Source organism: Kribbella sp. CA-293567 (assembly GCF_027627575.1).
In the GTDB taxonomy this organism is placed as follows: domain Bacteria; phylum Actinomycetota; class Actinomycetes; order Propionibacteriales; family Kribbellaceae; genus Kribbella.
The window spans coordinates 4,245,243-4,258,026 of the sequence record NZ_CP114065.1 but is presented as its reverse complement, the minus strand read 5'-3'; the positions used below and the strand labels follow the sequence as shown (position 1 = coordinate 4,258,026).

Genomic DNA, 12,784 nt, shown 5'->3' with positions numbered 1-12,784 from the left:
GAAAGGACCTCACCCATGCGAACCATCCTCGTCACCGGCGGCACCGGCACTCTGGGCCGTCCGACGGTGGCCGCCCTGCGAGCTGCCGGCCACGACGTCCGTGTTCTGAGCCGGCGCCGCGGAGCCGGCCTGACCACCGGCAACCTGACCGAAGGCACCGGCCTGCGGGAGGCGGTGAACGGCGTCGACACGGTCCTTCACCTGGCCACCAGCCTCGGCCGCGCCGACGTCACCCAGACCCGGAACCTGGTCGAGAGCCTCCGCCCCACCGGCGTCGAACACCTGATCTTCGTCTCGATCGTCGGCATCGACCGCATCCCCTTGCCCTACTACCGGCACAAACTCGAGTCCGAGCGCCTGGTCGCCGAGTCCTCGATCCCGTACTCCGTACTGCGCGCCACCCAGTTCCACCATCTCGTCGACCGGCTGTTCAGCGCCCAGCGCTTCCTGCCGTTCCTGCTCGCCCCCGCGATCCGCCTCCAGCCCATCGCGATCGAAGACGTCGCCGCCCGGCTCGCCGCCTTGGCCGCCGGCCCACCAGCAGGCCGGGCCGCCGACATCGGGGGCCCGGAGCAACGACCGGTTCCCGGCCTGGCGCGAGTCTGGAAGCAGGCCGCCGGCTCCGGCCGGCCGGTGATCTCCGTCCGGCTGCCAGGCAAGACTTTTCGGGCCTTCGCCTCCGGCGCCGCGCTGGCCGGTACCACGCCGTACGGGCAGAAGACCTTCGCCGATCATCTCGGTGAGCGCTTCGCGGTGGAGGGGAAGCAGTGAGCCGGCTGCTACGCCCCGGGCTGATCGTCCTGGGAGTCATCCAGCTCGTCGTCGGAACCTGGACGTTGTTCTTCCCGGCCAGCTTCTACAACGACGTGCCGACGGTGGACTGGACTCCGCCGTACAGCGAGCATCTGTTCCGTGACTTCGGCAGCACCACATTGGGGATCGGGATCGTGGTGGCCGCCGCCGCGATCTGGCTGGAGCGGCGGCTGGTGATCGTCGCGCTACTCGCCTACCTGAGCTACTCGGTGACCCACTTCGCCTTCCATGCGCATCATCTGAACAGCGACTCGCCCGGGCTCTCGGGACTGCTGCTGGCGTTCACGATCCTGTCGGTGCTGATCCCGGCCGCCCTGCTGCCGGCCGCACTGAGGATCAGGGTGACTTGACGACTGTGACAGTACTGCTGTCACAATGGACGGCATGGGGCCACTGAGTGGGGTCAAGGTCGTCGAGCTGGCCGGGATCGGGCCGGCGCCGTTCGGCTGCATGATGCTGGCCGAGCTGGGCGCCGAGGTGTTGCGGATCGAGCGGCCGGGCGGCGGGCTCGCGATGGGCCCGCCCGAGCTGGAGCTGCTCAATCGTGGCCGCCGCAACGTCGCGCTCGATCTGAAAAACCCGGCGGCGGTCAAGACCGTTCTGCAGTTGGTGGCGGGAGCCGACGTGCTGATCGAGGGCTTCCGGCCGGGGGTCGCCGAGCGGCTCGGGCTCGGTCCCGACGACTGCCAGGCGGTGAATCCCCGCCTCGTCTACGGCCGGATGACGGGCTGGGGGCAGGACGGTCCGCTGGCCCAGTCCGCCGGACACGACATCGACTATCTCGCGCTGTCCGGCGCGCTGCACCTGATCGGTCGCGCGGGCGGCCCGCCGCAGGTCCCGGTGAACCTGCTCGGCGACTTCGCCGGTGGGTCGCTCTACCTCGTGGTGGGCATTCTTGCCGCGTTGTTCGAAGCGCGGGGGAGCGGCCGGGGCCAGGTCGTCGACGCGGCGATCGTCGACGGCTCCGCGCACCTCACCACGATCGTTCACGGCGCTTTGGCCGGCGGCAACTGGAAGCTGGAGCGGGGGACCAACCTGCTCGACACCGGAGCACCGTTCTACGACGTCTACGAGACCTCGGACGGCGAGTTCATGGCGGTCGGCGCGATCGAACCGCAGTTCTACCACCAGCTGATCCAGCTGCTCGGCGTCGAGGCCCCCGACCGGTACGACGTGGCCAACTGGCCGGCGCTGCACAAGCTGCTCACCGAGACCTTCGCCCAGCGCACCCAGGCCGAGTGGACCGGGATCTTCGACGGCACCGACGCCTGCGTCTCGCCGGTACTCCGGCCGGCCGCCGAGCATCCCCATCTAGTTGCCCGCGGCATCTTCGTCGACCGGGACGGGGTCCGGCAGCCGGCCCCCGCGCCGCGCTTCTCGCGAACCCCCTCGCAGCTCGACCAGCCTCCGGCCCGCCCTGGCCAGCACACCCGCGAAGCCCTGGCCGACTGGGGAGTCGCCGGCGTCGATGCCCTGCTGGCCTCGGGGGCCGCGGTGCAGGCCGACTGATCTCAGCACCTGAGCTCGCGGCCGCGACCCGGCCGACGACCCGCAGTACCAGGATCCCGACAGGAGACCGCCCGTGGAACGTCACCTCTTCGACGCCGATCACGATGCCTTCCGCGAGACCGCGCGCGCGTTCTGCGAGAAGGAGATCGTGCCGCACCACGACAGCTGGGAGGAGGCCGGCATCGTCCCGCGGGAGCTCTGGACCGCGGCCGGCGCGGCGGGGCTGCTCGGCTTCATGATTCCCGAGCAGTACGGCGGCGGTGGCGCGCGCGACTTCCGCTTCAACGCGGTGGTGATCGAGGAGGTGACCAAGGCCCGCGCGAGCGGCCCCGGCTTCACGATCCACGCCGACCTCGTGTCGGCGTACCTGCTGGACTACGCGACCGACGAGCAGAAGGACCGCTGGCTGCCGGGATTCTGCTCGGGTGAACTGATCACCGCGATCGCGATGACCGAACCGGGCGCGGGCAGCGACCTGCAGGGCATCACCACCACGGCCGTCCGCGACGGCGACGACTACGTCCTCAACGGCCAGAAGACCTTCATCTCCAACGGCATCCTGGCCGACCTCGTGATCGTGGTCGTGAAGACCGACCCGGAGGCCGGCTACCAGGGCATCTCGCTGCTGGTGGTCGAGCGCGGGATGGCGGGGTTCGAACGCGGCCGCAACCTGGAGAAGATCGGGCTGAAGGCGCAGGACACCGCGGAACTGTTCTTCGACGACGTCCGGGTGCCGGCCACCAATCTGCTCGGCGAGGAGGGGCAGGGCTTCGTCTACCTGATGCAGAAGCTCCCGCAGGAACGGCTCGCCATCGCCGTGGTCGCGGCCGCCGCCTGCGAGAACGTGCTCGCCACCACCCTGCAGTACGTGAAGGACCGCAAGGCCTTCGGCCGCCCGATCGGCTCCTTCCAGAACAGCCGGTTCGTACTGGCCGAGCTCGCCACCGAGACCCAGATCGCCCGCGTCTTCGTCGACCGCTGCATCGAGGAACTCAACGCCGGCAAGCTCACCGTCTCCGACGCCGCGATGGCCAAGTGGTGGACCACCGAACTGCAGAAGAAGGTGGTCGACAAGTGCCTCCAGTTGCACGGCGGCTACGGCTACATGACCGAGTACCCGATCGCCAAGGCCTACCTCGACACCCGGATCCAGACCATCTACGGCGGCACCACCGAGATCATGAAGGAGATCATCGGCCGGACCCTGGGGATCTGAGCGCGCTGCTCGGTGATCCGGTGGTTTCGTGGTTGACTGCCGGGAGCGGTTTCGGTGCGGAGGAGGGTCTTCGATGGGGATTGTGTCGCCGGGGTTCACCGGCCGTCGCGGTGCTGGCAGCGACCTGCCGCCGGGGCAGTACCTGACGCACGAGTTTCCGGTGCTGTCGGCCGGGCCGACTCCGCACGTCCGCCATGAGCACTGGGAGCTGACGGTCGCCAACGAGACCGGCGAGGTCACTCGCTGGGACTGGAAGGCGCTCACCGCGCTGCCGAGCGAGAAGATCACCAAGGATCTGCACTGTGTCACCCGGTGGTCGAAGCTGGGCACGGAGTGGAAGGGCGTCTCGCTGGACGTCCTGCTCGCCGATGTGGAGACCGGCGCCGACTTCGTGATGGTGCACAGCTATGGCGGCTACACCACCAACCTGCCGCTCGAGGACCTGCTCGACGGTCAGGCCTGGATCGCCTACGAGTACGACGGCGAGCCGCTGCACCCGGAGCACGGTGGGCCGGCCCGGCTGCTGGTGCCGCACCTGTATCTGTGGAAGAGCGCCAAATGGGTGCGCGGTCTGGTGCTCTCCGACTCCGAGGATCTGGGTTTCTGGGAGACGGCCGGCTATCACGAGTACGGAGACCCATGGAAAGAACAGCGATACGCCGGCGACTGACCTGGCAGGCCGGCACCGTCACGGAGGTGCGGGCCGAGACGGCGAGCGCCCGCACGGTGGTCCTCGACGTACCGGACTGGCCTGGGCATCTGGCCGGTCAGCACCTCGACGTCCGGCTGACCGCGCCGGATGGGTACCAAGCCTCCCGGTCGTACTCGATCGCCTCGGCCTGGAGCGGCTCCGGCACGGGTCCCGGGATCGGGACGACGGTCGAGTTGACCGTCGAGCAGGTGCCCGGCGGCGAGGTCTCGCCGTACCTGGTCGACGTGATCCGGCCCGGCGACCCGCTGGAGGTGCGCGGTCCGGTCGGCGGCTGGTTCGTCTGGAAGCCCGAGCAGGAAGGCCCGATCCAGCTCATCGGCGGCGGTTCAGGCGTGGTGCCGCTGATGGCGATGCTGCGCGCGCACGCCGCCGCGGCCAGCACCACCCCGGCCCGTCTCCTGTACTCCGTACGCCGGCCGGAGGCGGTGATCTATGTGAGCGACCTCAAGGAGCTCGCGGCCTCCGACGACATCGAGGTCACCTTCGCCTACACCCGTGAGGCGCCGCCGGGGGAGCAGCGCGCCCCGGCCCGCATCGACGCCGGCCTGCTGGCCTCGGTGACCTTCCAGCCGGAGGACGCGCCGACCACCTATGTCTGCGGGCCGACTCCCTTCGTGGAGACGGTCGCCGACCTGCTCGTCGCGGCCGGGCACGACCCGGCCCGGATCAGAACCGAACGCTTCGGATGACAGGAGAACCGCGATGACGGTGGAAGTTCCGACGTACCTGGACGGCAATGCGGCAGCCGGTGTGCTCCGCGAGATCTTCGCCGTCGACATCACCGCCGCCATCGGCCGCTGCGCGGGCTGCGGGCAGACGGGCGTCTTCGCCGAGACGCGGGTCTACCTGGACGCGCCCGGTCTGGTGGCGCGCTGCCAGGGATGCGACGAAGTGCTGCTCCGGGTCGTCACCACCCCGGCCGACACCTATCTCGATCTTCGCGGGCTGACCTACCTTCGCGTGCCGAACCCGGCCTGACGGCGAGTCGCCCGCGGGTGCGGCTGAGGTCGAGAGTCTGTCAGCGTCGCGGCGGCTTGGTGCGGGAACGGCGAACGGTGTCGCGCTGGGTCTCGCCGACGGCCCGTTCGTAGGCGATCACCAGTCCCTGGATGGTGACCGGCTTGAACCGCTCGACCAGTTGCTGGATGTGCTCCGGCGGGCCGCCCGAGTCGCGGTAGTGCGGCCACACCTTGGTCCGGAACACCTCGGTCAGCTCCTCGGCCAGCGCGCGGCCGTGCTCGGTGAAGATCCGCCCGACGTCGAGCACCGCGTCGACCGGCAGGTCGAGCTCGAGCAACTCGACCCCCAGGCTGAGATGCGCCGTCGCGACCTGGAAGACGTCCTCGTCCGGCGTCGGCTCGACGACGCCGAGCGCGATCAGCATCTCGATCTCGTCGTCGGTCAGCTCACGGCCGGTCCGCCGGACCAGGGCCGGGCGGTCGAGCGTCTCGGGCAGGTCCCGCATCCACGGCGTCAGCAGGGTCCGGTGCAGCGCGATGTCCTGCGGCGTCGCGTCGGCGGGGATGCGCTCGAGATAGCCCTCGATCGCCGACAGGTTGAACCCGTGCGCCTGCAGCTCGCGCACCAGGTCCAGCCGGGCGATGTGCTCCGGGCCGTAGTACCCGACCCGGCCGCGACGTACCGGCGGTGGGACCAGGCCGCGGCCGGCGTAGAAGCGCAGCGTGCGTACGGTCATCCCGACCCGCGCGGACAGCTCGTCGACCGTGAGGGTCGCCTCGTCCGCGGTGGTGTCCGGCTTTGTGTGCGGTCCTGCATCCGACCTTGCGTCCGACCTTGCATCCGACATGGCCGAGATCATAACGACCCCCTCTTGACGACCATGACACCAGAACTGTCACAATCGGACCGACGACTCGACCGACGGGATCCCCATGAGCACTGAAGCCTTTCTCTACGATGCGATCCGGACACCGCGAGGCAAGGGCAAAGCGGCCGGCGCGCTGCACGAGGTGAAGCCGATCCAGCTGGTCACCGGACTGCTCGAGGAGCTGCGCACCCGGCACCCGGAGCTGGACGAGGAGGCGATCGACGACCTGGTCCTCGGCGTGGTCTCGCCGATCGGCGACCAGGGCATGGACATCGCCCGGACCGCGATCCTCGCGGCGGGCTACCCGGAGACCACCGGCGGCGTCCAGCTGAACCGCTTCTGCGCCTCCGGCCTGGAGGCGGTGAACCAGGCAGCGCAGCGGATCCGCTCCGGCTGGGAGGACTTCATCCTGGCCGGCGGCGTCGAGTCGATGTCGCGGGTGAAGATGGGCTCCGACGGCGGCGCCTGGGCGATGGACCCGGAGACCGCGATCGACACCAACTTCATCCCGCAGGGCATCAGCGCCGACCTGATCGCCACCCTGGACGGCTTCTCCCGGACCGACGTCGACACGTACGCCGCCGAGTCGCACGCGCGGGCCGCCAAGGCGTGGGCCAACGGGTACTTCGCCCGCTCGGTCGTGCCGGTGACGGATCGCAACGGCCTGCAGATCCTCGACCACGACCAGTTGGTCCGCCCCGGTACGACGGTGGAGACGCTGGCCGGGTTGCCGGCCTCCTTCGCCGCGATCGGTGAGCACGGCGGCTTCGACTCGGTCGCGCTGGAGAAGTATGTGACGGTCGAGCGGATCGACCACGTGCACCACGCCGGCAACTCCTCCGGCATCGTGGACGGCGCCGCATTGGTTGCCGTTGGCAACGAGAAGGCCGGCGAGGCGCTCGGCCAGGCACCTCGGGGCCGGGTGGTCGCCGCGGCGGTCAGCGGTACCGACCCGACGATCATGCTGACCGGTCCGGCGCCGGCCGCCCGCAAGGCGCTGGCCAAGGCCGGGCTCGAGGTCTCCGACATCGATCTGTTCGAGATGAACGAGGCGTTCGCGGCCGCGGTACTGCACTTCATGAGGGACCTGGACATCCCGCACGAGAAGGTGAACGTGAACGGCGGCGCGATCGCGCTCGGCCACCCGCTCGGCGCCACCGGCGCGATCCTGATCGGCACCCTGCTGGACGAGCTGGAGCGCCGTGAGCTCCGCTACGGTCTGGCCACCCTGTGCGTCGGCGGCGGTATGGGCGTCGCGACCATCATCGAGAGGTTTGCGGCATGATCGACTGGAAGAACACCGACGGCGTCATCACGCTGACGATGGATGATCCGGCCGCCTCGGCGAACACGATGAACGACGCGTACATCGCCGCGATGGCCTCGACGGTCGAGCGGTTGCAGGCCGAGAAGGACTCGCTCAAGGGCGTGGTGATCACCAGCGCGAAGTCGACCTTCTTCGCCGGTGGCAACCTGCAGATGCTGTCCCGGATCCAGCCCGAGAACGCGGCCGAGGTCTTCGAGACGATCGAGGAGGTCAAGCGTCAGCTCCGCGTACTGGAGACGCTCGGCGTGCCGGTCGTCGCCGCGATCAACGGTGCCGCGTTGGGCGGCGGGCTGGAGATCGCGCTCGCCTGCCACCACCGGATAGTTGCCGATGACAACCGGATTGAGCTCGGCGTTCCCGAGGTGACGCTCGGCCTGCTGCCGGGCGGCGGCGGTGTCACCCGTACGGTCCGGATGCTCGGCCTGCAGGACGCGTTGATGAAGGTGCTGCTGCAGGGGCAGCGGATGAAGCCGGCACACGCGCAGTCGGTCGGTATCGTCGACGAGGTGGTCCCCGCCGACGAGCTGCTCGCGGCGGCGTACCGGTGGATCGACGGGTACGACGGCGACGCCAAGCAGCCGTGGGACCGTGACGGCTACAAGATCCCCGGCGGTACGCCGTCCTCGCCGAAGCTGGCCGCGTTCCTGCCGGCCTTCCCGGCGAACCTGCGCAAGCAACTCAAGGGCGCGCCGTACCCGGCGCCGAAGGCGATCATGAGCGCCGCCGTCGAGGGCAGCCAGGTCGACTTCGACACCGCCAGCCGGATCGAGTCCCGGTACTTCGTCTCGCTGGCGACCGGACAGATCGCCAAGAACATGATCAACGCGTTCTTCTTCGAGCTGCAGGCGATCAACGCCGGAGCGTCGCGGCCGGACGGCGTACCGGAGTACCGGGCTCGCAAGGTCGGCGTGCTCGGCGCGGGCATGATGGGCGCCGGAATCGCCTACGTGTGCGCCAAGGTGGGCATCGAGGTGGTGCTCAAAGACGTCACCCTGGAGGCGGCCGAGAAGGGCAAGGCGTACTCGGAGAAGCTGCTGGCCAAGCAGGTGCAGAAGGGCCGCAGTACGCCGGAGAAGGCGGCGGCGTTCCTGAGCCTGATCACGCCGACCGCGGAGCCGAACGACCTGGCCGGCTGCGACCTGGTGATCGAGGCGGTGTTCGAGAGCGAGGAGCTGAAGCAGAAGGTCTTCGCCGAGATCGCCGGCGTGGTCGAGCCGGACGCGCTGCTGTGCTCGAACACCTCGACCCTGCCGATCACCTCGCTGGCCGAGGGGATCGACCGGCCGGACGACTTCGTCGGGATGCACTTCTTCTCGCCGGTCGACCGGATGCCGCTGGTGGAGCTGATCGTGGGGGAGAAGACCTCGGAGCGCGCGCTGGCGCAGGCCTACGACGTGGTGCGGCAGATCAAGAAGACGCCGATCGTGGTGAACGACAGCCGCGGCTTCTTCACCTCGCGGGTGTTCGGCACGCTGGTGATGGAGGGCGCCGCGATGATCGCCGAGGGCGTCAACCCGGTGACGGTCGAGCGGGCCGCCACCCAGATGGGCTTCCCGGCGCCGCCGCTGGCGATGATCGACGAGGTCACGCTGACGCTGCCGATGAAGATTCGCGACGCGGCCCGGGCGGCCGGCGGCAGTGCGGGCGCCTTCGACGACCACCCGGGAATGGCGGTGGCCGAGCGGCTGGTGACGGAGTTCGACCGGAAAGGCAAGGCGGCCGGTGCCGGCTTCTACGACTATCCAGCGGACGGGCCGAAGCACCTGTGGCCAGGGTTGTGGGAGCACTTCGTTCGCGACGGCGTCGACGTACCGCTGATCGACCTGCAGGAGCGGATGGCGTTCGCGATGTCGCTGGAGACGGTGAAGTGTGTCGAGGAGGGCGTCCTGCGCTCGACCGCCGACGCCAACATCGGCTCGATCTTCGGGATCGGCTTCCCGCCGCTGCACGGTGGCGCGTTGCAGTACATCAACGCCTATGCCGGCGGGCCGGCCGGTTTCGTCGCCCGGTCGCGTGAGCTCGCACAGCGCTACGGCAGCCGCTTCGAGCCCCCGGCTCTGCTGGTCAGCAAGGCAGAGGCCGGCGAGCAGTTCGTCTGACCGCAGCACGCTTCGCTGAGGAGCGCGGTACCGGCACCGTCCGGTACCGCGCTCTTTTGTGCAGAAATGTGTGACCGAGGCGTCACAGCCTGTTGACAGCGCGAACGCGATGCAGGATGTTTACAACGATTCACCGGAAGGTGACGCCCTGGCACAGAACGCTGCTTTCGGAGGTGGTTCAGATGCCCGCTCGAATTCCGCCGGCCGGTCTGTCCCGGCGCGATCTGCTCCAGCGGACCGGAGGACTGGCCGCGCTGGCCGCGTTCACCGCCGCGTGCGGCAGCAACACCGGCCGGCCACCCACGGGCGGGGCAGACGGCGGCAGCAAAGCCGCTCTGTCGCAGTGGTTCCACCAGTACGGCGAACCCGGCACGAGAGAGGCCGCGCTCAAGTATGCGAAGGCGTACCAGGACGCGACCGTCGGCGTGCAGTGGACGCCGGGGGACTACGGCAGCAAGCTCTCGGCCGGGTTGCTGTCCAGCAAAGGCCCGGACGTCTTCGAGAGCCAGCTCAACATCGCGATGGTGAAGAGCGGCCAGGTGGTCGCGCTGGACGAGCTGATCGCCGATGTCAAGGACGACTTCACCGAGGGCGACCTGGCGACCAACACCGTGGACGGCAAGGTCTACGGCATCCGGATGATCGTCGACCCCCAGGTCGTCTACTACCGCAAAAGCCTGCTGGACAAGGCCGGGATCAAGCCGCCGGAGACCGTCGACGACCTGATCAGCGCCGCCAAGGCGCTCACCACCGACAAGATGAAGGGAATCTTCGTCGGCAACGACGGTGGCGTCGCGCTCGGCGGACCGGCGTTGTGGTCGTCCGGCGGGGCGTACCTGACCGCGGACAACAAGGCGGGTTTCGGCAACGACCGGGCAGCGCAGGCCTTCGGCAAGCTGCACGAGCTCTATGCGAGCAAGAGCGTGCTGCTCGGCGCTCCGACCGACTGGACCGATCCCAGCGCGATCGTGCAGGGCCTGGCCGCGATGCAGTGGATCGGCATGTGGGCACTGCCCGCGATGCAGAAGGCGCTGGGCGACGACCTTGGCGTCATCCCGTTCCCCAAGCTCGACGCGCAGGGCACCGCCGCGGTGTACTCCGGCGGCTGGACCCAGTTCGTCTCGGCCAAGAGCCAGAACGTCGACGCGGCGAAGAAGTTCGTCAAGTGGCTGTGGGTGGACCAGTCCGAGTTCCAGGAGGACTGGTGCCTGAACTACGGGTTCCACATCCCGCCCCGCAAGAGCCTCGCGGCCAAGGCCGCCAAGCTGCAGACCGGAGCCGCCGCCGAGACGGTGAAGCTCACCCAGGAGTTCGGCCGGACCGACAACCCGGCCTGGACCCCGAAGATGGGGACGGCGTTCGGTGACATGCTGACCAACATCATCCGGAAGGGGGCCGACCCGGGCGGGGAGATCGGGAAAGCCGAGAAGATCGTCACCACCGAGCTGTCGCGGCTCTTCGGGTGAGCAGCCGGTCCGCCACCCGGAACAACGCGCTGTGGTTCTGGCTGTTCACCGGGCCGTTCGTGCTGGGCCTGCTGATCTTCAGTTATCTGCCGATCCTGTGGAGCCTGGTGCTGAGCTTCTTCGAGGCCCAGAACACCGTCACGCCGTCGAAGTTCGTCGGGCTGCGCAACTACGCCGACATGCTGACCGACGCCAACTTCGTCTCCAGCCTGGGCACCTTCACCGTCTTCGCGCTGTTCATCGTGCCGCTGACCTTCGTACTGTCGCTCGCGCTGGCGCTGCTGGTGAACCAGGTCGAGATCGCCCGGGCGTTCTTCCGGTCGGTCTTCTTCCTGCCGACCGCCTGCTCGTACGTGGTGGCGTCGCTGATCTGGAAGCTGTCGATCTTCAACGGCGTCCGGTTCGGCCTGGCCAACACCGTGCTGGGCTGGTTCGGCGCCGACCAGATTGCCTGGCTGTCGACCGTCGATCCGCCCTGGTTCTGGCTCCCGATCGTCACGGTGCGGCTCTGGCTGCAGCTCGGCTTCTACCTGATCCTGTTCATCGCCGGACTGCAACGGATCTCGCCGACGCTGTACGAGGCGGCGTACGTCGACGGCGCGAAGCCGGGCTGGCAGACCTTCCGGTTCATCACCTGGCCACAACTGCGGGCCACCTCGGTCGCGGTCCTGCTGCTGAACCTGATCGCGGCGTACCAGGCCTTCGACGAGTTCTACAACCTCCTCGGCAACGTGAACTTCGCCCGGCCGCCACTGGTCTACCTCTACGGCATCTCGCTCGGGTCGATCCAGGATCTCGGGCGGGGCAGCGCCGGCGCGATGATCCTGGCCGTGGTGATCATCGTGCTCACCCTGCTGCAGAACAAGATCTTCGGCTTCGGGAAGGCGAACGACTGATGACCGCCACCGGCCGAACCGCCGGAACGCCCCAGCCGATCGGCTACGGCCGCAGCCCGCTGGGCCGGGCCGGCGCCGTACTGCGCTGGATCGCGCTCCTGGTCGCGACAGTCTTGTTCGTGATCCCGTTCTACCTGGTGCTGCGCAACGCGTTGGCGACCGAGGCCGACATCACCGGCGTGGACTGGAAGTTCTTCCCCACCGAGCTGCAGTGGGGCAACTTCGGGGAGCTGTTCGCCGACGAGAACGTGCCGATGGCACGGGCGCTCTACAACTCCGCCGTGGTCGGCGTCCTGGGCACCGGCGGACAGTTGCTGCTGGCATCGATGGCCGGCTACGGCCTGGCCAGGATCCCGTACAAGCACGCCGGCAAGGTGTTCTACGCGGTGATGGCGACGCTGATGATCCCGGCCGCGGTGAGCTTCATCCCGAGCTTCGTCGTGGTCTCGTCGCTGGGCTGGGTCAGCACGTTGCGTGGGCTGATCATCCCGACGCTGTTCAGTGGGTTCGCGGCGTTCCTGTTCCGGCAGTACTTCCTCGGCTTCCCCAGGGAAATGGAGGAGGCCGCGCGGGTCGACGGTGCCGGGTACTTCGCGACCTTCTGGCGGATCGTGGTGCCGAACTCGCTGCCGTTCTTCGCGGCGATCGCGGCGATCACCTTCATCGGCAACTGGAACTCGTTCCTGTGGCCGCTGGTGATCGGTCAGGACCCGAACTCGTGGACCGTGCAGGTGGCGTTGTCGACCTTCGTCACCGCGCAGACCATCAACATCCATCAGCTCTTCATGGCGGCAGCGGTGTCGATCCTGCCGCTGGTGCTGATCTTCGCGTTCCTGCAGCGGTACCTGATCCAGGGCGTCACCCAGTCCGGGATCAAGGACTGACCGGCGGGAGCCGAGGGTGGCTCCCGCCGATTCG

13 protein-coding genes are annotated in these 12,784 nt (G+C 68.7%); 12 read left to right on the top strand and 1 reads right to left on the bottom strand.

Going from position 1 to position 12,784, the window contains the following annotated elements:
• Window positions 1-15 precede the first annotated feature (15 nt).
• The 7 genes from OX958_RS19530 (at window position 16) to OX958_RS19500 (ending at window position 5,228) form a co-directional block, all read left to right on the top strand.
• On the top strand, window positions 16-771 hold the full coding sequence (locus tag OX958_RS19530; protein ID WP_270130337.1) for an SDR family oxidoreductase: 756 nt from the start codon (window positions 16-18) through the stop codon (window positions 769-771).
• Window positions 768-1,163: a DUF4345 family protein gene (locus OX958_RS19525; protein WP_270130335.1), complete on the top strand. Its 396-nt coding sequence runs from the start codon at window positions 768-770 to the stop codon at window positions 1,161-1,163. The genes OX958_RS19530 and OX958_RS19525 overlap by 4 nt, the downstream gene beginning before the upstream one ends.
• 34 nt (window positions 1,164-1,197) lie before the next feature.
• Complete coding sequence (locus tag OX958_RS19520) at window positions 1,198-2,322, top strand: CaiB/BaiF CoA transferase family protein (protein ID WP_270130333.1); 1,125 nt, start codon at window positions 1,198-1,200, stop codon at window positions 2,320-2,322.
• Window positions 2,323-2,395: 73 nt separating this feature from the next.
• Window positions 2,396-3,538, top strand: a complete 1,143-nt coding sequence (locus tag OX958_RS19515) for an acyl-CoA dehydrogenase family protein (protein WP_270130331.1) — start codon at window positions 2,396-2,398, stop codon at window positions 3,536-3,538.
• A 73-nt stretch (window positions 3,539-3,611) separates the two neighbouring features.
• Window positions 3,612-4,208: a sulfite oxidase-like oxidoreductase gene (locus OX958_RS19510; protein WP_270130329.1), complete on the top strand. Its 597-nt coding sequence runs from the start codon at window positions 3,612-3,614 to the stop codon at window positions 4,206-4,208.
• Window positions 4,178-4,939, top strand: a complete 762-nt coding sequence (locus OX958_RS19505; RefSeq protein WP_270130328.1) for a ferredoxin reductase — start codon at window positions 4,178-4,180, stop codon at window positions 4,937-4,939. Before OX958_RS19510 ends, OX958_RS19505 begins: the two co-directional genes overlap by 31 nt.
• Window positions 4,940-4,952: 13 nt before the next feature.
• Window positions 4,953-5,228, top strand: coding sequence for a DUF6510 family protein (locus OX958_RS19500; protein WP_270130326.1), 276 nt, complete (start codon window positions 4,953-4,955; stop codon window positions 5,226-5,228).
• A gap of 40 nt (window positions 5,229-5,268) precedes the next feature.
• Here the strand turns inward: OX958_RS19500 and OX958_RS19495 are convergent, their stop codons facing one another.
• Complete coding sequence (locus OX958_RS19495; protein WP_270130325.1) at window positions 5,269-6,057, bottom strand: MerR family transcriptional regulator; 789 nt, start codon at window positions 6,055-6,057, stop codon at window positions 5,269-5,271.
• Between the two features lie 85 nt (window positions 6,058-6,142).
• On the opposite strand from OX958_RS19495, the gene OX958_RS19490 reads away from it, so the two are divergent.
• From OX958_RS19490 to OX958_RS19470, 5 genes are all read left to right on the top strand, one after another.
• Complete coding sequence (locus OX958_RS19490) at window positions 6,143-7,363, top strand: acetyl-CoA C-acetyltransferase (protein WP_270130323.1); 1,221 nt, start codon at window positions 6,143-6,145, stop codon at window positions 7,361-7,363.
• Window positions 7,360-9,504, top strand: coding sequence for a 3-hydroxyacyl-CoA dehydrogenase NAD-binding domain-containing protein (locus tag OX958_RS19485; protein WP_270130321.1), 2,145 nt, complete (start codon window positions 7,360-7,362; stop codon window positions 9,502-9,504). The genes OX958_RS19490 and OX958_RS19485 overlap by 4 nt, the downstream gene beginning before the upstream one ends.
• A gap of 182 nt (window positions 9,505-9,686) precedes the next feature.
• Entirely contained in the window at window positions 9,687-10,970 is a 1,284-nt protein-coding gene (locus OX958_RS19480; RefSeq protein WP_270130319.1) for an ABC transporter substrate-binding protein, read from the top strand.
• A complete protein-coding gene (locus tag OX958_RS19475) occupies window positions 10,967-11,866 on the top strand; it encodes a carbohydrate ABC transporter permease (RefSeq protein WP_270130317.1) in 900 nt (299 codons plus the stop codon). Before OX958_RS19480 ends, OX958_RS19475 begins: the two co-directional genes overlap by 4 nt.
• The gene (locus tag OX958_RS19470; protein WP_270130316.1) at window positions 11,866-12,750 is read left to right on the top strand and encodes a carbohydrate ABC transporter permease; all 885 of its coding nucleotides are present in this window, start codon (window positions 11,866-11,868) and stop codon (window positions 12,748-12,750) included. Before OX958_RS19475 ends, OX958_RS19470 begins: the two co-directional genes overlap by 1 nt.
• Window positions 12,751-12,784 lie beyond the last annotated feature (34 nt).